This window comes from Lentimicrobium sp. S6 (assembly GCF_013166635.1).
Classification (GTDB): Bacteria; Bacteroidota; Bacteroidia; order Bacteroidales; family UBA12170; genus UBA12170.
Genome location: NZ_JABKBZ010000043.1, coordinates 26,399 through 46,681 on the forward strand (window position 1 = coordinate 26,399; position 20,283 = coordinate 46,681).

At 35.3% G+C, this 20,283-nt stretch carries 18 protein-coding genes; 5 read left to right on the plus strand and 13 right to left on the minus strand.

Going from position 1 to position 20,283, the window contains the following annotated elements; translation table 11 throughout:
• The 7 genes from trpB to HNS40_RS14090 form a co-directional block, all read right to left on the minus strand.
• Entirely contained in the window at nucleotides 1-1,176 is a 1,176-nt protein-coding gene (gene trpB, locus HNS40_RS14060; RefSeq protein WP_216663709.1) for a tryptophan synthase subunit beta, read from the minus strand.
• Nucleotides 1,173-1,796 carry a phosphoribosylanthranilate isomerase gene (locus HNS40_RS14065; RefSeq protein ID WP_172281887.1) on the minus strand — a complete coding sequence of 208 codons (624 nt, stop codon included), beginning with the start codon at nucleotides 1,794-1,796 and terminating at the stop codon, nucleotides 1,173-1,175. Before HNS40_RS14065 ends, trpB begins: the two co-directional genes overlap by 4 nt.
• Nucleotides 1,790-2,590: an indole-3-glycerol phosphate synthase TrpC gene (trpC, locus tag HNS40_RS14070; RefSeq protein WP_172281890.1), complete on the minus strand. Its 801-nt coding sequence runs from the start codon at nucleotides 2,588-2,590 to the stop codon at nucleotides 1,790-1,792. The genes HNS40_RS14065 and trpC overlap by 7 nt, the downstream gene beginning before the upstream one ends.
• On the minus strand, nucleotides 2,587-3,576 hold the full coding sequence (trpD, locus tag HNS40_RS14075) for an anthranilate phosphoribosyltransferase (RefSeq protein ID WP_172281892.1): 990 nt from the start codon (nucleotides 3,574-3,576) through the stop codon (nucleotides 2,587-2,589). The genes trpC and trpD overlap by 4 nt, the downstream gene beginning before the upstream one ends.
• Nucleotides 3,573-4,157 carry an aminodeoxychorismate/anthranilate synthase component II gene (locus tag HNS40_RS14080; protein WP_172281894.1) on the minus strand — a complete coding sequence of 195 codons (585 nt, stop codon included), beginning with the start codon at nucleotides 4,155-4,157 and terminating at the stop codon, nucleotides 3,573-3,575. Before HNS40_RS14080 ends, trpD begins: the two co-directional genes overlap by 4 nt.
• 10 nt (nucleotides 4,158-4,167) lie before the next feature.
• Nucleotides 4,168-5,580, minus strand: a complete 1,413-nt coding sequence (locus HNS40_RS14085; RefSeq protein WP_172281896.1) for an anthranilate synthase component I family protein — start codon at nucleotides 5,578-5,580, stop codon at nucleotides 4,168-4,170.
• A 399-nt stretch (nucleotides 5,581-5,979) separates the two neighbouring features.
• Nucleotides 5,980-7,185: a DUF4407 domain-containing protein gene (locus HNS40_RS14090; protein WP_172281899.1), complete on the minus strand. Its 1,206-nt coding sequence runs from the start codon at nucleotides 7,183-7,185 to the stop codon at nucleotides 5,980-5,982.
• 356 nt (nucleotides 7,186-7,541) lie between these two features.
• Between HNS40_RS14090 and HNS40_RS14095 the strand changes: the two genes are divergently transcribed.
• On the plus strand, nucleotides 7,542-8,360 hold the full coding sequence (locus HNS40_RS14095; protein ID WP_172281901.1) for a choice-of-anchor J domain-containing protein: 819 nt from the start codon (nucleotides 7,542-7,544) through the stop codon (nucleotides 8,358-8,360).
• A 98-nt stretch (nucleotides 8,361-8,458) separates the two neighbouring features.
• Here HNS40_RS14095 and HNS40_RS14100 read toward each other — a convergent pair whose 3' ends face one another.
• The 4 genes from HNS40_RS14100 to HNS40_RS14115 all read right to left on the minus strand — a co-directional run bounded on the left by HNS40_RS14100 (nucleotide 8,459) and on the right by HNS40_RS14115 (nucleotide 13,757).
• A complete protein-coding gene (locus tag HNS40_RS14100; RefSeq protein ID WP_172281903.1) occupies nucleotides 8,459-10,756 on the minus strand; it encodes a TonB-dependent receptor in 2,298 nt (765 codons plus the stop codon).
• A 534-nt stretch (nucleotides 10,757-11,290) separates the two neighbouring features.
• Nucleotides 11,291-11,473: a hypothetical protein gene (locus HNS40_RS14105; RefSeq protein ID WP_172281905.1), complete on the minus strand. Its 183-nt coding sequence runs from the start codon at nucleotides 11,471-11,473 to the stop codon at nucleotides 11,291-11,293.
• Between the two features lie 94 nt (nucleotides 11,474-11,567).
• Nucleotides 11,568-11,966 carry a GtrA family protein gene (locus HNS40_RS14110; protein ID WP_253916365.1) on the minus strand — a complete coding sequence of 133 codons (399 nt, stop codon included), beginning with the start codon at nucleotides 11,964-11,966 and terminating at the stop codon, nucleotides 11,568-11,570.
• 9 nt (nucleotides 11,967-11,975) lie between these two features.
• Nucleotides 11,976-13,757: a M20/M25/M40 family metallo-hydrolase gene (locus tag HNS40_RS14115; protein WP_172281907.1), complete on the minus strand. Its 1,782-nt coding sequence runs from the start codon at nucleotides 13,755-13,757 to the stop codon at nucleotides 11,976-11,978.
• Nucleotides 13,758-13,890: 133 nt separating this feature from the next.
• On the opposite strand from HNS40_RS14115, the gene HNS40_RS14120 reads away from it, so the two are divergent.
• Genes HNS40_RS14120 through HNS40_RS14135 form a run of 4 tightly spaced genes read left to right on the plus strand, consistent with a single transcriptional unit; the run spans nucleotide 13,891 to nucleotide 17,081 of the window.
• Nucleotides 13,891-14,874 (plus strand): T9SS type A sorting domain-containing protein, encoded by a 984-nt coding sequence (locus HNS40_RS14120; RefSeq protein WP_172281909.1) that lies wholly within the window; start codon nucleotides 13,891-13,893, stop codon nucleotides 14,872-14,874.
• The gene (locus HNS40_RS14125) at nucleotides 14,874-15,578 is read left to right on the plus strand and encodes a 16S rRNA (uracil(1498)-N(3))-methyltransferase (protein ID WP_172281911.1); all 705 of its coding nucleotides are present in this window, start codon (nucleotides 14,874-14,876) and stop codon (nucleotides 15,576-15,578) included. Before HNS40_RS14120 ends, HNS40_RS14125 begins: the two co-directional genes overlap by 1 nt.
• Nucleotides 15,579-15,588: 10 nt before the next feature.
• The gene (locus tag HNS40_RS14130) at nucleotides 15,589-16,248 is read left to right on the plus strand and encodes a DUF4159 domain-containing protein (protein ID WP_172281913.1); all 660 of its coding nucleotides are present in this window, start codon (nucleotides 15,589-15,591) and stop codon (nucleotides 16,246-16,248) included.
• 5 nt (nucleotides 16,249-16,253) lie between these two features.
• Nucleotides 16,254-17,081 (plus strand): transketolase, encoded by an 828-nt coding sequence (locus HNS40_RS14135; protein ID WP_172281915.1) that lies wholly within the window; start codon nucleotides 16,254-16,256, stop codon nucleotides 17,079-17,081.
• On the opposite strand, the gene HNS40_RS14140 is transcribed toward HNS40_RS14135, so the two are convergent.
• Together HNS40_RS14140 and HNS40_RS14145 are read right to left on the minus strand one after the other, a co-directional pair.
• Nucleotides 17,064-17,558 carry a DUF5362 family protein gene (locus HNS40_RS14140; protein WP_172281917.1) on the minus strand — a complete coding sequence of 165 codons (495 nt, stop codon included), beginning with the start codon at nucleotides 17,556-17,558 and terminating at the stop codon, nucleotides 17,064-17,066. The genes HNS40_RS14135 and HNS40_RS14140 overlap by 18 nt on opposite strands.
• A 79-nt stretch (nucleotides 17,559-17,637) precedes the next feature.
• The gene (locus HNS40_RS14145; RefSeq protein ID WP_172281919.1) at nucleotides 17,638-19,752 is read right to left on the minus strand and encodes a peptidylprolyl isomerase; all 2,115 of its coding nucleotides are present in this window, start codon (nucleotides 19,750-19,752) and stop codon (nucleotides 17,638-17,640) included.
• Between the last annotated feature and the right edge of the window lie 531 nt (nucleotides 19,753-20,283).

The window sequence follows — 20,283 nt, forward strand, 5'->3', positions numbered from 1 at the left end:
TTAAATAAATTTTGAGTAAGTACTGAGGTCTTTGTCGCCACGACCACTTAAATTAATCAGGATTCTATCAGTTGGTTCCCATTCTTGTTGCTCCAAATAAGCAAAGGCATGTGCAGATTCAAGCGCTGGAATAATTCCTTCTTTTTGTGTTAAGAGAAATGCGGCTGCAACAGCTTCTTCATCGGTAGCGCTTACATATTTTACGCTTTTGTTTTGATGTAAATGGGCATGTTGAGGGCCAATTCCAGGATAATCTAAACCTGCTGAAATGCTATGAGGTTCAATGACTTGTCCGTCCTTGGTTTGCAAAAGGGTAGTCATGCAGGCATGTAAAACCCCAGTAGTACCCAAAGTTAAAGTGGCTGCAGTTTCATTGGTGTGAATACCTTTGCCGGCTGCTTCCACTCCAATTAAGTTTACATGCTCTTTGTCTAAAAAGTGATAGAATGCACCAATGGCATTGCTGCCTCCTCCTATACAAGCAATAATATGTGTAGGCTCCTCTGGCATTTGAGTTATGATTTCTTCACTTATTACAGATTGTAATCGGGCTACCAAATCTGGATAGGGATGCGGCCCAACCACTGAACCTATGATATAGTGAGTATCTGTAGGATTTGTAATCCAATCGCGGATGGCTTCATTGGTGGCGTCTTTCAAGGTTTTGCTCCCACTATGTACTGGAATGACTTCTGCACCGAGCATTTTCATTCTGTCTACGTTTGGTGATTGACGTTCCACATCCACGGCACCCATATAAACCACGCATTGCATTCCCATTAAGGCGCATGCTGTAGCGGTGGCTACTCCATGTTGTCCAGCTCCTGTTTCTGCAATGATTCTGCTTTTCTTTAGTCTTTTGGCCAATAATATTTGCCCCAAAGCATTATTGATTTTATGGGCTCCGGTATGGCAGAGGTCTTCGCGTTTCAAATAAATTTGAGTTTTATAGTGTTCACTTAATCTTTTGGCATGATAAATAGGGGTGGGGCGACCCACATAGTTTCTAAGGAGCTCTTTAAACTCCTCTTGAAATTCCTTTGAATCCAATATTTCAATATATGAAGATTTCAATTCTTCAATATTAGGCTGAAGCATTTCAGGAATAAAGGCTCCCCCGTAATCGCCATAAAATCCTTCACTGTCTATATGGTTTGATATTTTTGTATTTTTCATCGTCTAAATTCTTTAATCATTTTCTGAACCAAGTCAATATCTTTTAGTCCAGGTTCTATTTCAAATTTGCTGTTGATGTCAATTCCGGCAAGCTGTGGATGTTGAAACTTTTTAATTTGCTCTATGTCTTGTATAGAGATGCCTCCGCTCAATAGAAAAGGTGTTTTTCCCTGATAGTTTTTGAGAATATTCCAGTCGAACTGTTGACCGCTTCCACCATGATTAGGACTTGAGGTATCAAAAACAAAATAGTCACAATAGGCTTCGTATGCTTCAGTGCGATCCCATTCGAATGCATTACTCATAGGAAAAGCTTTAATAATTTTATAGCCATAGTTCTTTAGTTTGATCACTTCTTCAATGGGTTCTTTGCCATGTAATTGTATATAGTCGAAGTGTAATCCCACTAGATCGGAAGCAATAAATTCAGCTGACTTATTTACAAATACAGCCACTTTTGATATGTTTTCATCAAACTCGCGAAAGCTCATCTCCAAAACTTTTTTGTCCACAAACCGCTTTGATTTTGGATAGAAGATGAAGCCCATCATATCGGGTTTTAATGAAGCAAGAGCCGATATATTATCGGAATATTTCATTCCACAAACTTTCATTAACATGATAACTGGTTTTGAATGTTTGAAATCAATTCGCGACAAGCCACAACCGGTTCAGCCATTTTCATAAAGTGCCCGCCCACTAAGAATCCTTTGAATCCATATTCCTTCAGTTGTAATACTTGTTCAGCTTCCGTAATACCACTTTCGCTAATTTTTACAAATTCTTCAGGGATGAATTCAGAAAGTTTCATGGAGGTTTCAAGATTTGTAGTGAAATCGTGGAGGTTTCTGTTATTTACTCCAACAATATCTATATGAGGATTGCAATGACTCTCAATTTCATTTTTTGCATTTACTTCCATTAATACTTCTAATCCTATCTTTTGGGCAAATTCAGCGAGTTCGATACATCTTTTTGGGCTTAAGTTGGCTGCAATGAGTAAAATACAATCCGCTCCAATGCTTTTGGCTTCTAGTATTTGATATTCATCAATAATAAAATCTTTGCGGAGGATGGGGCAATAATTGAATTTTCTGGCTTCGGTGAGGTCTTTGTTTTGGCCTCCGAAATAAGTTTGGTCGGTGAGTACAGAAAGTGCGGTGGCTCCAGCTTGCATATAGCCTATGCTTAATTCTTCAATATTCACGTTTGATTTTAACTCTCCAGTACTGGGAGATTTCCTTTTGATTTCGGCAATGATTCCGACTTTATCTGTGCGAAGCAGATATTCTTTCATGGAAACTTTTTCGGTTTCGAAATAAATGCTCTTCTCCAAAAGTTTAACTGGGGTCATTGATTTATTATGGGCGACTTCTTCTAATTTGGTCGCTATTATTTTTTCTAAAATACTCATGATGAAATTAAGGTTTTTAGGGCTTGTTGTGCTTTTTTACTTTCCAAAGATTCTTGTGCCATATTTAGACAATCTTCAAAGGATTTTTCTGAATGAACTGCATTAATGGCCATAGCAGCATTTGCAATTACGGCTCTGTTTTGGGCATAAGTTCCTTCTCCATTTAATATGCTGGTGAATATTTTTGCTGATTCAGCTACCGTTTTACCTCCTTTTAAATCTTCTGGGTTTATTTTTTCTTTGCTGATGATTTCTGGACTTAGCATATATTCTTTGTCAGGGCTGATAACCTTAGTCGGAGCGGTTAAGCTGATTTCATCATATCCATCCATACTATGAACAATGCGGTAATTCTTATTTTCTTGCTCATAAATATATTTGTAATAGCGTTGAAGTTCCATAGAATAAACGCCCACCATTTGATTTTTGGGAGATGCTGGATTCACCATAGGCCCTAGCATATTAAAAAATGTTTTTACCCCAATATCTCTTCTGATAGGTGCTACATTTTTCATAGAAGGATGAAACAGAGGAGCGTGTAAAAAGCAAATTCCGCTTTTATCTATTTGTTGCTTAAGTATATCGATTTGATTGGTGAATTTATAGCCTAAGTGTTCCATTACATTGGAGGAACCGCAAGAGGAACTCACTCCATAATTCCCATGCTTGGCTACTTTAAGCCCTGCTCCAGCAGTAATGAATGAAGACAATGTGCTGATGTTAAAAGTATCTTTTCCATCGCCACCCGTTCCACATAAATCTACAGGATTAAACTCGTCTAGATTAATGGGAATACAGCGTTCTATCATACCATCTCTAAAACCACTCAGCTCGTCAACGGTAATACTCCTCATACGAAAAACAGTAAGGAATGCGCTCACTTCACTGGTGTTATACTTTCCTTCGGAGATGAATCCTAATATTTCCTTGGCCTCTTCTCGGCTGAGTTTTTGTTGCTGAAATAATCTTTCTAATATCATTTTCATGAGGCTGTAGATTTACAGATTTCAATAAAATTGTCTACCATCTTCTTTCCTTCTGAGGTCATGATGCTCTCTGGGTGAAATTGTAAGCCAAAAAGATTCAATTCTAAATTTTGAAGGGCCATAATGCTTCCTTGCTCATCTATAGCGGTGCATTCTATTTTTTCAGGAATATTTTCTTTATTTAATTCCCAAGAATGATATCTTCCTGCTTCGAAGTTTTCTGGCACATTCTCAAAAATGGGAGATGCTTTTTGTGTGCGAATAATGGGTGTTTGCATGCCATGAAGCACATCGTTTCTATTGATGATTTCGCCACCTAAATATTGTGCAATCGCTTGGTGGCCTAGACAAATTCCTAAAATTGGTACTATCCCAGCACAAGTTTCAATAATGCTGGGCATATTTCCTGCTTCTTCTGGAATTCCAGGCCCTGGTGACAATAGAATACCATCATATTTTAATGCATCCTCATTTGATATTTTATCATTTCTTATCACATCAAATTGTATTTGGTTTTGTTTCAAAATATAAACCAAATTATAGGTGAAGCTGTCGTAATTATCTAATACTAATATTTTCATCTTAATTGATTTATAGGGTTTGTGCTAATTCAATGGCTTTTCTAAGGGCTGCTACTTTGTTATCTACTTCTTGTAATTCTCCTTCAGGAGTACTGTGGGCAACAATTCCGGCACCAGCTTGGTAATTGAGAGTTTGGTTTTTGCTCAATAAGGAGCGAATGATGATGGCATGATTGATACTCCCATCAAAGCCCATAAACCCTAATGCGCCTCCGTAGAAGCTTCGGGTGCAGGTTTCGGTTTCATTAATGATTTCCAAGGCTCTATATTTTGGTGCTCCTGAAAGTGTACCTGCAGGAAAGGTGTCGGCGTAGATGTCTAATCCATTGGCTCCTTTTTCTAATTTCCCACTTACTCTGCTGACCATGTGAATAACATGAGAAAAGTATTGGATTTCGGCATAGGTCTCTACATTTACTTCTTCGGAGTTGATACTTAGGTCGTTTCTGGCCAAGTCTACCAACATGACATGTTCTGCTTTTTCTTTAGGGTTATTCTGTAAAGCTTTTGCTCTTTCGGCATCTTCAGCAGAATTTTGGCTTCGCAATACAGTACCCGCAATGGGATTGATATAGGCCATTCCCTTATTTATTTGCAATTGAGATTCTGGGGAGGAGCCCATGATTTTGAAATTCCCATAATCAAAATAGAAGAGGTATGGGGATGGATTGATGCTTCTTAAACTTCGGTAAACATTAAAGTCATCTCCTTTGAACTTTTGTTGAAATCGGCGTGATAAAACCAATTGGAAAACATCACCTCGTAAACAATGTTGAATTCCCTTAGTGACGTTATTCTTAAAAGTATCTGCATCAATATTTGCTGATTCCTCACCCTCTTTATTGAATTTGAATCCTGGGTCACTTTGTAATCTTAATAATCCTTTGAATTTATCCAAACCCTTAGGACTAGCGATATTTTTATCGATGCTGTTTTGAGTGATATAGAGTTCATTTTTGAAATGATCGAAAACCAAGATAAATTCAAAAAGTTGATATTTCATATCGGGATTATCCTTCATAATATCACTTGGGTTATTCATTTCAATCTCTTCCATATACTGGACTGCCTCAAAAGAAGAATAGCCAAAAAGGCCTGAACTATTGAAGGGTAGGTCAGTCTCCACTGCTTCGAATGACTCAATAAACTCCTTAAAAGATTGGAGGATGTCTTCGTTTTTAGTAGCGACTATTTTTTGAGCCTCCTCTCCGGGATATTGTATCTCATAGTTCTTTTGAGTGGCCTCGAAACCTGCAATGGGATTCAGACAGATAAAGCTTTTACTATCGCTTCTATCATGGTAATCTGCGCTTTCGAGTAAGAGGGCATTGGGATAGTGATCGCGTAATGCACTATAAACGCCAACGGGTGTGATGAGGTCGGCAATGGTCTTTAAATAACTGGTGTAAACTTTTCTTTTCATTATTTCTTGGGTATAAAAAAAGCCTGCAAGAAGCAGGCTTATATGTGATGTATATATATATAATAGTCTGGGGCTTCTTAGGTCTGGATTCCTGAGTAGCGCCACCAATATTTAGCTGAAATTGTCATTGTTGTTGTCATGTTTTTTAATTTTTTTGCACAAAAAAAGACCTGCTCTTAAAGCAGGTCTTGTAAAATATTTTATATAAATATAGCTGCTTCTTAGATTATAGATCTAAAAGCCACCAATTATTTATGTTCATGTTGTTATTCATTTCGAAGGCAAATGTAGACATTTTTTTGAATGATCAAAATGTGGTTGTTTAAATTAATCTTCTGTTAACATTAAGACTAAGAAACGAACCAAAATATAAACAAAGAGAATTTGAATTTTTGAACTTTATAAATTTCTGTTTCTCATCAATTTAAAATTGACATGATTCAAGAACTCCTCAAAACTTTGTTGAGGGGATGATTTCCACTCTTCAAACATGAGCTCTAATTGCTCTTGCTGTTTTGGTGGGGCTAGTTTGTAGAGTTCAGAGGATAATAGTTTGTCAGCTTCTTGTGCAACTTGGTAAGTATGTTGATGGAAATCTAGATTTTGTTCTTGATTAATTTGAGCTAGCCGTAGTTCTAATTGGTCTTGTAATCTTACTTTTTCATCATAGGAGCCAGTGGGCAAATAAAGCTTACTGATGATGGGAATGAGTTCGAAGAGGACCAATATTAAAAGAATGAGATAGTATCGTTTTTGGAGGGCAAAATGCTCGTCCTTCTCAAATAAACTCTGCAAAGCATTCACTCGAATGAGGAAGCCTTGGGAGAGCTTATTGGTTCTGAAATCTTCCGTTCCATAATTGACGATACTATCGATACTCGTTATTCTATCATCAATTTTGCTGAGTTCTTTCTTTTGAGACTCCTCTATGGCACTATATGCTTTTTGGCTTCTTAAATAGGCCTTTTCTTTTTCTCGAGCAATTCCAGCAATTCCAAATTTCTTTGAACCTCCAGTACCATCAATTTCATTTATATATTCTTTCTCAGCCCTTTCTAAAGCTGCATATCTGATAGATTTATCAATGTCTAGTTTGTTTTGCTGCGCAATAAGTCCTTCTTTTTCTGATTGATAAATGGATAATAACTCTGTTCTTTTTTCTTGTACTTTTTCTTCCTGAACAATAGAAATTTCTTGACTAATGTCTTTTTCAAACATCCATAATAATATAGGTTGGGCAATGAAAGAACCTAAGAGAATAGCCAATAAAACTCTAAAAGTAATGGCAATTTTACTCTTTTTATTCTTGTTAATACTTGCAATGAGCATTCTGTCGATACTGAGGATTCCGAAGCCAATCAATAAACCAAGAGGAACAAATAGGAAAGGGGAGGATATACTTAAAGACCAAAAATACATCCAAGCTACGGTGGCATAAATCCAAGTAAATACAACAGCTGCTCCAATAATTCTGGCTCTATATCTATCCGTTGTACAGTCTTTTATTACTTCTGGAATGGCCGTAGAAAACCACCATAGTGTTCTTGTGAACTTACCCGGAACTGGCTTATGCCCATTCGGTAGTCCCTTAATTTGATTCCCCATCTGTCTTTTTTTGTTTTCATTGATTAGATGAAGAGTAGATGAAATGGTTACGTTTAGTTTCAATAGGACTCAATCTTCTTAAATTGTGAAGTAAATGTTAAAATATTTATTATCAATACTTTATTGTTTCACTATATTTGATTTTATTTTTTCAGCAGATATTCTGTTATTATGCCTTGGTAATATAATTATCACAAGGACTGTGCAGAATATCTTGCCGGTACATTAATCAATATTTGTTGAAAAATTGATGGTAAAATTCTCTTTATAAATCAATTCAATGTGGAGGTGTAACAATTATACCATTCTGCATTTATAAATATTGAGTAAGTTTGATGACATCAAAAATTATTATCATGAGAAAAAATGTAAATTTATTAATGTTATTATTTTGCTTCAGTATTGGTTTTCTTACTGCGCAGAATACAATGTCTAATGACATAAATGGAGTGAAGTATGCTGAAAATGCCAACTTGAGTCCTGATATTTGGAAACCTTTAGCTAATCCTGATCAAAAAAGCACTACTGATTTTGGGGAGGGATTTGATGATATTACAAGTCTTGCAGGAGATGGATGGGCGTTTAGTAATAACAGCCTTCCATTAGGTGCTACCGGCTGGTTTCAAGGAAATGATGCAGTTTTTAGTGCATATGATGGTGCTACAACAGCCTATATTGGTGTGAATTTTAATAGTGTTGCAGGTTCCAATACCATAAGTAATTGGATGTTTAGCCCAGAATTAACTTTGCAAAATGGAGATTCATTTTCATTTTATACACGAACAGTATCTGGTTCAGGTTGGCCTGATCGTTTGCAAGTAAGAATGAGTATTAACGGTGGAAGTATTGATGTAGGTGCTACGGCCACTTCAGTAGGCGATTTTAATATTTTATTGGATGATATTAATTCAAATTATGATATGGGTGGTTTCCCAGAAGTATGGACGCAATATACTTATACTGTAACTGGATTAGTTAATGGAGAGCAAGGGAGGTTTGCCCTAAGATATTTTGTTGAGAATGGTGGGCCAAGTGGTGTGAATAGTAATTATATTGGATTAGATAGAGTGGAATTCATTGAAGCTGCTCCAGTCCCAGTTTCCAATTGGAGTTTGATTATTGCGCTGGCTTTAATTGGTGGATTTATTGTGATTAAGTCAAAATGGATGAGCTAAATAAAAAAATAGAATAAAGAAGTATAGTATCTACCTAATAATAATGAAAAAGGCTGTTCAATAGAATTGAACAGCCTTAAGTTTAGCTTTTATTATTATTAGAATCTCAAAGTAAATCCTAAAGAAGGCATGATTGGTAATTGATTGACCCTTTCACGATTATAGATATTTACATAGAAGATATTCTCTCTATCTAAGATATTTGTAATACTGAAATTAGCTTCTAAAGTAGAGAATTCACCCAATTCAAATGTTTTCTTAATTGATGCATCTACTCTGTGATAATTCGGTAATCTTTGGCTATTATAGTCACCATATAAGAAACTCATATCACCGTTGGTAGTGGTGTAATCTTCATTGATTCCACCACTAAATCCAACTTGCTCGTAATTACCAGCCATGGGAGTAAATGGGAATCCAGAACCAAAGTTATATCTGATACTTACTTCCCAATCGTAGGCTCCTCCAAGTTTTAAACTGGATAAGAAGTTAATATTGTGTCGACGATCGAAATGAGGGTTATAAGTCATTTGTGGATCTGTTCTTTCAACATATCCTAAAGAATATACAGCCCATACAAATAGTCTATCGTAATCATATTTTAAAGAGAAATCAACACCTTTAGCATTTCCTTTTTCAACTATGAAATCTAATTTTAACTCATCAGGAACACCCTGTGTATCACTGTTATATACTTTATTTCTGTTGAGATTAGTTAATTGACTAAAGTTCTTATAATATCCTTCAACATTTAATGTCAACCTATTACTTAAGTCAAATTCAACGCCCAAAATAGCATGTTGTGCTTTTTGTAATTTATCACTTACATCTTTGCCTTCAAATGTTTCTGGAATACTTTCAGGACCTGCTAAGAAGCCATAGAATAAATTAACTACATCTCTATCAGAAGTAGCTGCAATTAGATTCTGAGTATAGAATCCTCCAGCAAATTTGATTCGCATTCTATCTGTTGCTTTATACTTCATAGCTAACCTTGGCTCAGGTGAAATGGTACTTAAGCTAGGATAAAACTGAACTCTAAAACTTGGCTCAATAATCCATCTTCCTGTGGTCCATTTGTATTTAGCATAAGCTCCAAATTCAGTGGTGCTTTGTCTTTCCTCAATTTTTCTATTTGCAGAATTATAAAAGGAATAATCTGTTGTAAATCCTAGAATTTCAATTCCATATTTTAGTTCATCAGCACCTAAAAAATAAGTTAAATCCAAACCAATATTGAAATCATTAATTTGAGAATTACGAGGAGTAGATTGCGCTTCGTCTAATTCAATTTCATAATTGCTATAAGAAACATGGCCTTCTATCAAAACAGAACTAGTAGCTGGAATAACTACGAAATTTGATCCTCCTCCGAAACTATTCCAGGAGAAATTGGCCAATGATTTATAGTTTTTTACTTTGTCGTTGAAGCTGAATCCGAAGAAATTTATTTTTGAACCACTACCCATATTAATAGATGCTTTACCGTATAAATCAGTATAGCTAAAAGGAAGTCCTTCTTCATCAACATAACTATATATGCTTTCTGAGGTTTTGTCTAAATATGAATGCTTAGCAGATAATATAAATGAAGAACTACTTCCACCATCTTCACTTTGTTTTTTTAAGGGACCTTCTAGCAATACATTCGCACCAAATGTAGAAGCGCTTATTTTACCGGAAACTCGTTTTTTATTACCATCACGTGTGGTAATATCCATTATGGAAGATATTCTACCTCCATATTCCGCACCAAATCCACCAGTATAAATGTCGGCGTTTCGCATAATATCTGTTTCAAACACTGAAAATAAACCAATGGAGTGGAAAGGATTGTATATCACCATCCCATCAAGTAATACCTTGTTCTGAATCGGAGAACCCCCACGGATATATAGCTGCCCTCCTTGGTCTCCTGTAAAAACGACACCTGGAAGTACCTGAAGGTATTGGGCTAAATCTGCTTGTCCACCAATACTAGGAATTTGTTCTATTTGCTTTGGAGTAACCTTTGTAACGGAGATTTTGGTATCTGTTTTTAATGATTGACGTTCAGCAGAAACGTATACTGTTTCAAGATTAATACTTCCTTCATTTATATAAAACTTTTTACTTAATAATTGACCAGGAGCTAAGGTGATACTTTCTCTTATGGTATCATAGCCTAATGCTGTCACCAATAACTGGTAGCTACCAGCAGGAACTTTATTGATAACAAAATATCCGTTATCGTCAGTGGATGAGCCAATAGTGGTTCCTTCTAAAAAAACATTTACAAAAATAGATGGTTCTCCAGTTGATTTCTCATAGACAAAACCTTTGATACCGGCAGTTTGCGCATAGGAAGCTAAACCAATAAATAATAATAAAAAGCTTAAAAGAGTCTTTTTTCTCATGGGTATTAATATTACGTTGAAAGATCAACAATGATTTATGATGGTATTATTATGTGTCAAAAATTAACATTAATTAAATATTTTCAAAAGTACTATTTTTTCTGTTTCTTTTGATTGGTGGGGCCTAAAATCTCAATTAAATTAAAAGATTATACATAAAGAGGCAACTTTTTCTTTTTTTCAGGTCTTTATATTAAATCATCAAAATAAAAATTGAAATCATAATTTGGTTTGTTGTGAAACGAACAGGTGTATTTCAATTTAGTAAAATAAATGTGCATTTCAGATGATGGATATTGATAAATATAAAAGAGATTGAGTCAAACATTAATTGCACAGAAAAACAAAGCCCTGGCGACAGGAAATATTTGAAATCTTTGGTATAAGCTTCATTCAGTCAAATTCAACAAAAAGTTAACCTTAGATTCGTTCAAAATTCTCAAGTTCATGTATAAGCCATCTTATTGATGGCTTATTTTTTTGCATAAAAAAAGCCTGAACAAGTCAGGCTTTCGGTCTTTTATGTAGCTATTGCTATCCAGCTTTCATATTTTCTGCTCCAGGTAACATTCCTGCTAATTTTGCAGGATCATGAATTAATACAGGAATATGTTGTGGACAAATCCAATATTGGCCCTGCATATAAGCTAATTGTACCAATGGTACTTCATTTTGATTTTGTTTGCAGAATACACAAACTTGTTCTTTATTTTCCATGATTATTTTCTTTTGTGCAAATATCAATAATATTTACGTATTAAAGTACCAGATTGTGTTTTATATCTTCGATTTTTATGTATTTAGAATAACTCTAAGCAAAAGTGACCAATATATTGGCTCCAAAATTCCATACAGTAACTACAGCAATGGCTACTAATTTTGCGATATAGAAATTCCATTTGAGCTTGCTAACGATGAGCCATAATACTAAGGTGTTGATAGCTAGTCCTAATAAGCTGATGAACATAAATTGGCTGTATTCTACCAATACTTTTGGGTCTTCGCTATGAAAGGTCCAAATTCGATTAAGAATATAATTAGAACTTGCTGCCATCATAAAACCAATAGCATTTGAGAAATATTTCTGAACCCTTAGCTTTTCTTTAGAAAGAAAAGTGAATCCGAAATCAATGAATAATCCACTAAAGCCTACAATACCAAACTTAAGGAATTTTCTGATCAGCTCTTGCGATAATTCAAATAGTAGCATGGGCTAATGTTAAAGTTGTACGAGTAGAATTTGTCTTTCCTCGTTTCTGATGATATCCACAGAAGCTGTTTTCCCTTTTTCTAAAGTGTTGAGACGGTGCATATAATCATAAATATTCTTGATGTCTTTTCCGTCTATAGCCACAATAATATCACCTTTTTTCATTCCAGCTTTGTCTGCTGGGCCACCATTTCTTACACCATCAATTCTTAAACCTGAATTTTCAACACCAGCATAATCGGGCATAATTCCCAGTGTAACGCTAAAACCTCTTCGGCCTCTTTTTCTTTGGTCGGTCATATCGTTTTCTTGGTAAGTCAAGCTTTTATCCATGTTAAGAAGCTCATTAGTTAAAGCAAAAGAATAATCAGAAAGCTTCTTTTCACCTTCAATATTGATTTTCTCTACATCATCAAATGGAGTATGATACTCATCATGAGCTCCTGTAGAAAGGAAAAATACAGGAATGCCTTCAGCATAGAAAGCAGCATGATCAGAAGGACCGTATCCATCAGGGGAATAGCCCAATTGTAAAGTGGTATCCACTGATTCTAATTTCTTTAGTAAGGCTTCCCCTTCTATTGATGTTCCTACTCCTGCCAATAATATTCCATTGTCTTCTTTCATTCTTCCAACCATATCTAAATTGATCATGGCTTTAAACTGCTTCACATCAAATTCAGGATGATTCACAAAATATTTAGAACCCAATAAGCCCATTTCCTCTGCACTAAAAGCGATAACAAGTAAACTTCTTTTATTATCTTGTTGAGCTAGTTTCTCAGAAATTTCAATGATAGCAGCTACACCACTGGCATTATCATCAGCTCCATTATGAACAGCGATAGTGTCAGGCATTCTAGAGCCTGATTCAGGTCCGCCAAAACCTAAGTGATCATAATGTGCTCCAATAACGATAATCTCATCTTTTAATACAGGATCTGTACCTTCAATAAATCCCAATACATTATGAGTATTCACTTTTACTTGATTTACTTCTGTGCTTCCTTTTACTTGTGCTTCTATTGTAAAGCTATGGGCTTGACGAGTACTATTTAACTTTTCTTCTAATTGAGCTACGGTGAATCCGCTATTTTTTAATATCTCATTGGCGACTTTCCTCTTGATGTTCATCACCGGAATACCAGAGTTGCCTTGAGTTTTATCAAAATGAAGGCTGATTAGTTTGTCTCTAGTATCCATCACCGGACCACTCACTAATAAAACACCTAAAGCACCAGCATCAGTAGCTGTTAAGGTTTTTTCACGATCCCCTGAATAGGCAGCATAGATAGAGTTTGCACTGTCAATTTCAGGATCACCCGTGAGCATCAAAACCCATTTTCCCTTTACATCAATGCCTTCAAAATCATCCCATTCCACACCTTTTTTATTGAAACTGAAACCATATCCAGCGAAAACAATATCAGAATTCAGCTCTTTGTTGGCAGTGAAGGAATAAGGAACAAAATCTTTGCCCGCAGCATAAATAGAATCTCCAATACTTAGCATATTGTTTTCTCCTCTAGAAATATCTGTGGTGACTTCAAATTCTTGTAATCCTTTTTCTGCTAAAAGTTTTATTCCAGCTTCGTTATAAGCATTTCTGATATAATTAGCCGCTAATTCCATTTCTGGTGTTCCAGGGAAACGACCTTTAAGAGAATCAGATGATAAATAGCTGATATGATTATGAAGTTCTTCTTTTGTAATCTCAGGATTAGGACCACATGAGGTGAGCATAATGGCCAGCAGACCAATAAAGCTAATGATAAGATTTTTGTTAAGCATAAGAGTTTTTTTTAGGCTGTAAAGATACAAGAGTTTTTAGTAATTTTGTTTATCAAAAAACTGTTAATCCTTCAATAATTATCTCATTGTTTTTCTTTGATCATTATGGGGCCTAAGCACTTAAATTTAAACTATGAAAAGAATTCTACAATCCATTATATTGATAGTTTCCATTTTGTTGAGTATTAATATAACAAATGCACAATGTACTCCTGACCCTAATTGTACCGACCCTGAAGGAGATGGTGAATTTTGTCCTACCGATTTTCCTAGTGCTATCGAGGATGAGTATTACGAACAAGTCTTGACAATTATTTCTCCAACTGAGCAAGAGGGAGTGGTGTTAGATCATATAGAAATAGTGACTATAAATAATATTCCTCCAGGAATGAATTATCAATGTCAGGATAATAACTGCGATTTTTATCCTCAAATCCCTAAATGTGTTAATGTTTTTGGAACACCAGAAGTGGACAGTTGGGGGGAGTATAAGCTATATATTACCATTGAAGTATTTATCGATTTATTTGGTGTAGTAATCAGTGCTGGGGAAATTGTGGATTCCTCCTCTGTGGTGACCGTTTTACCTAAATTGCATAGTGATTTTAGTATTAGCCTTGAAGAAGATAATGTAATGTGCTATGAAAACACATATGAAGTTAATTATACTGGAAATGCCAATACTGATGCTATCTATCATTGGAATTTTGGAGAGAGTTTAATTATATTAAGTGGAGAAGGTCAAGGTCCTTATATGGTATCGCCTGTGAGTGGGTCTGGGTTGGATAGTATTACTTTATTTGTGGAGGAAGGCGTCTATACCAGTCCTGTCTCTTCAAATTCGTTTTTCATTACCTCTTGCATGGGACTTGATGAGCAATTTGCTTCTCTGTTTACGGTCTCTCCCAATCCTTTTGTGGAAGGTATTACTTGTTATGGTTTGAATGGTGAGCCAGTTGAATTGATAGTTTATGATTTAAGTGGGAATCAAATTCATGTAGAAATAATTTCTTCGAATGATCATTATATCGATTTAGGACAACTCAATAGGGGAGTCTATCTTTTGTCACTCACCAACACTCAAAGCACTCAAACCTTAAAAATAATTAAGCAATAATGCATCTTTTTTATACACCAGATATACAAGGGAATACTTATCAGCTTTCCGAAGAGGAATCGAAACATGCGGCTCGTGTGCTCAGGTTAGATATGGGTGATGAAATAATTCTCACCGATGGAAAAGGAAACTGGATGATTTCAGAAATTATTGATCCGCATCCAAAAAGATGTTTGGTTCAAGTGAACGAAACCAAATGCGATTTCAATTCTAAGCCATATGAACTTCACATGGCAGTGGCTCCAACAAAGAATATTAATCGTTTTGAGTGGTATTTGGAGAAAGCCACTGAAATTGGCATTGATGTAATTACACCTATTCGAACAGAACATTCAGAGCGTAAAGAAATAAAATGGCCCAGACTTCAAAAGGTAATCACCTCGGCTATGAAACAATCTTTAAAAGCTTGGCATCCCGAATTGAAAGAGATGATGAAATTTAAAGATTTGATAAATCAAGATTTTGATGGAAAGAAACTTATTGCTTGGTGTGAGGCTGATAAAAGCGATCGTATTGATAGGTTTGTTGAGGCTGGTGAAAAAGCATTGATACTTATCGGACCCGAAGGAGGTTTTTCACCAGAAGAAGTGAATGAGGCTAAAGATAAAGGTTTTGAGCCTGTTAGTATTTCTAGCTCTCGATTAAGAACTGAAACAGCTGCAGTGGTTGCCTGTCATAGTATCGCATTTATAAATCAATCTTAGAGAATTCATAATGGTTAAAAAAACACACGTTCTATTGGTTTTATTATTAATGATTAGCTTCATGAGCTTTTCTCAAAAACCTGTTCAGATAGCTTTATTAAAATATAATGGAGGAGGAGATTGGTATGCAAATCCTACAGCATTACCCAATTTAATAGCCTATTGTAATGCCTATCTCCAGATGGATTTAGACCAAGATTATAAGACAGTAGAACCTAGTAGTCGTGATATCTATAATCACCCATTCATTCATATGACCGGGCATGGAAACGTAGTTTTTTCTGCACAAGAAGCCTCCAACCTTCGAGATTATCTAATTTCCGGGGGCTTTTTACATATCGACGATAATTATGGAATGGATCCTTTTATTCGTCCAGAGATGAAAAAGGTATTTCCTGAATTAGAGTTCGAAGAGCTTTCTTTTGATTATCCCATATACCATCAGAAATATGATTTTCAAGATGGGTTGCCCAAGATTCATGAACATGATAAAAAACCACCTCAAGGCTTTGGATTGATTTATGAAGGTAGACTGGTTTGTTTCTATACTTATGAATGTGATTTGGGAGATGGTTGGGAAGATGCAGAAGTTCATAATGATTCTGGTGAAAAAAGGATGGAAGCCTTAAAAATGGGCGCCAATATCTTGCAATATGTTTTTTCAAATTAAGAAGGATGAAAAAGAAATTTTCGAGTATAGAAATAGAGAATAAGGCAAAGGAAATTAGAAAATGTGTGCTTCGCATGATTTCCGAGGCAGGTTCTGGACATACTGGTGGGTCATTAGGTCTTGCCGATGTAATGGCCTATTTATATTTTAAAGAAATGAAGCATGATCCGAAGAATGCAAAATCGGAGGATCGTGATCGATTGATATTGTCCATAGGACATGTGGCACCCGTTTTATATGCTAGTTTAGCTGAAGCAGGTTATTTTGAGAAAGAAGAGTTAATGAGTCTTAGAAAGTTGGGCTCTCGCCTACAAGGGCATCCGGGTCGGGATCATGGCTTACCAGGATTAGAATTATCTGCAGGAAGTTTGGGACAAGGCCTTTCAGTTGCTGTAGGCATAGCCTTAGCAAATAAAATAGACAATCGAAACTCAAGGGTTTTCTGTCTCTTGGGAGATGGGGAATTACAAGAAGGCGCTATTTGGGAGGCGGCCATGAGTGCTGGTCATCACCAATTAAATAATCTTATAGGTATAGTAGATAGAAATAATCTTCAAATTGATGGTTCTACGGAGAAAGTCATGAAACTGGAGCCACTAGTTGATAAATGGAAGGCCTTTAATTGGGAAGTATTCGAATGTAATGGCAATGATATTCTAGAACTAGAATCTGTTTTTAAACAGATTGAAAAGAATAGCCAAAAGCCTTCAATAATCATTGCACATACCCTAATGGGAAAAGGCGTAAAATCTATAGAAGGAGATTATACCTGGCATGGTAAAGCTCCTTCTAAATCTGAATTGTACGATTTCTTACTAGAATTGGGAAGCTAGTATTCCACCCATAATTGCACCAACAAATGCCAAAGCATATAGTGCAATGATAACTATAACGAGGATTCCTATAAATTTGAAATGTTTTCTGAGATTATTGAATGAAGCTTCTATGAGCTCATTATTCATTTCTTTAATGGCTAATTGAGCCTTTTTAGAGAAATTGAAAAGGTATAATACAGGAAAAAAATAGAGGATGGCAAAAGCCAAATAAATGAAAGCCATGATGGGGCCAAATATGGCCATATTACCCTTGTTGCCTTGGTTACCTAACTGTTGAAAAGCATCCATCCCAAGTCCTTCATTCAATGATGGTAAAACGATTCCCATAAACAGGGCAAGAACTATAAATAAGGCAACGCCCACAAAGCCCACTATAGATAGGAATTTACTCCATTTCGCAGCTTCTGTAAGGTGTTGAATAGAGGAGGGACTAAGTTCAAACTTTTCTTCATTAGTATTAAATATACTTTCCATTTTAATAATTTTTCACGAATATAATAAAAAAAACCTCCCCTAAGATTAGGAGAGGTTTTTCAATATGTTTTTTCTTTTTTTAGAAGAATAAATGTCTATTGTCAACAATTTCTGATTGCTCTTCCATAGCTTTATAAAGCTTGAAGTTAACAGAAGAAAGGAATCTATTACTCATTTGATCTGATAACGCTTTATAGTTGGCCTTTTCAGTTGCAGCTTTAGTATTAACAGCTTCAAGCATAAATACTGCTTTGCTTCCTTTGATAGGACCAGCCATTTCTCCTTTATCTAATGACATAGCTACTCCGATAACATCAGCTTCAGGACCAAATCCAGGGAAGCTAGAGGTTTCGAAAGTTAGTTTAGTAGTCTCAGCTTTAACATTAAGTTCTGCAGCCAATTTGTCTAAAGAGCTTTTGTTTGAAGAGTTTTGCATCTTCTCCATAATCATATCAGCTTTCTTTAAGTTCTTAACAGCGGAAGAAATTTTTTGCTTTACATCTTCTAAAGGAGTATATCCTTCATCAGAGATTTTAGCTAGAGTAGTAACCAAATAACTAGCACCCATATCAAATAATTCTAAGTCGTTAAGCTCTCTATCTTGACCATAAGCCCAAATAATAATTTGACGACCTTCTTTTTGTCCAGGGATATTTTCTTGCATAGCATCTAAATCAGCTAATGATCTTTTACTTAAACCCATTTCTTCAGTTACAGCATCGAAACTTGAAACTTTGCATTTACTTGCAAACTCATTGGCTTTAACATAAACATCTTGGTAAGTTTGGTTACTAGGCTGGATTTCTCTTTCCATTTTGGCAACTTTTACTTTATCAGAAAAATCTTTCTTGCCATCGATTCTCATAACATGGAAACCGAATACAGATTCAACTAAAACAACAGAGCCATCTTTATTATCTAAAATTGCTTGATTAAATTCAGGAACCATTTGTCCATCAGCAAACCAATCATAATGTCCTTTGTTTTCAGTAACACCACCATCGTTAGAAAAAGCAATTGCTAATTCTTCAATTTTCTTAGGGTTTTTCTTAACAATAGCTAAAAGACTATCTGCTAATCTCTGAGCTTCAGGTTTAATTCTTGTTACTTCTGGATTTGCTCTAGTGGCACCAGCGTAGGCGATAAGTATATGTGATGCTTTTAAAGAATCAGGACGGTTTCCTTTTTCTAATAAGATTGCAGTATGATAAGCATTATTGCTTAGGTAAGGAACAACAGTAGCGCCTGGCTCACCATCAAACATGGTAGCTTCAATTTGTAAAGGGAGTTCACCTCTTTTATACCATTTGTCTTCGTATTTCTTATCAGATATAGAATTAGTGAAAACAGTAACTTCATTTAAAGGTATCGTTTTCATTTCCTCATAATACTCATTAAATTTCAATTGTTGTGCCTGACGGTCATCAGCAGAAGGCTTTACATTGAAAACTACATAATCTAAACTTCTAGTTTCTTTTTGTTTGAAACTTTCTTTCTTCTCATTATAGTATTTCTGGTAATCAGCATCTGTTACTTCAACTTTATCATCAGCAATAGATGAATAATCTTGAGCAAGATATTTCACCTCTACTTCAGCTTCTTTTCTTGAATCTGCCATCTTAGCAAATGCTGAAGGATAATAATATGCTTTAGATACCAAGTTGTTGAATTTTGTGTTCAATTGGTCATCTTTAATAGCTCTTTCAAACTCAATCCACTGTAATTGACTTTCACGAGGCATTTGATCCAATCCTTGAAGATATTGTAACACCAATTCTCCATTGAATTCACCTGTGTTTGGGTCTTTAAAATACTGAAGAATATAACGATGAGGATTCGAGCCTTGTACTAAGTTGAATAATTCATCAGCAGTGACTGCCAATCCAATTTCCTCTATCTCTTTTTTCATGATGACTTCTTTCACCATGTTATTCCAAGTATTTTGTTTGATTCTGAATACTTCTGAAGAAGTTAACTGAAGTTTTTGCTTATTTGTTTTTTCAGCTTCAACAGCTTGTTCTACCTCTAAACTAAAATCCCTGTAGGATATTTCTTCTCCGTCTACTACGCCTATATTGACAGCTTCTCTGGTTTGTCCTTTAAATAAATCGCCTAAAATAAAGGCGGCGAGTGCAATACCAATGATTGCTACTAATAATCCGTAGTGCTTTCTAATTTGTCCAATTGCGGCCATAAAACTTAATTTTTTTTACAAGCTGCAAATGTACAATAGATTAGATAAATTAAAAACATTTTTTTACGCTTTGGGAAATTAGTTTTTTAATACTGTGCTTATAAGGTATTCTCATTCATGTGTTATGGGCTTAAATCGCATGTTATCAGCTTTTAATATGGGTTATGGAGCCGAAAAACACCACTTGAGTTATGAGTAGTATTAGTTCTTTTCTATAGGTGTTTTGTAATTTTTTCTATTATTTATTGTGAGACAATTATTTAATTACATCTTATAATTTGATGAGATTGTTTCTTGTTTTTCTGGATACTTTAATCTTGAATAGTATAATGATTATATGATAGATTTGGAGCGCTTATGATTCATATCTACACGAAACTAGTAGATTATCTTGATTTAATAATAAAAAAACTCCAAGAACTAGAATAAAATTCCAGTCCTCAGAGTTTTTTTAATAAAGCTCTATACTCTATGCTCTTCGCCCTAAGCTACAAAATCAAAGTAACAGAACCCTTATAAGTCTCCACGTTA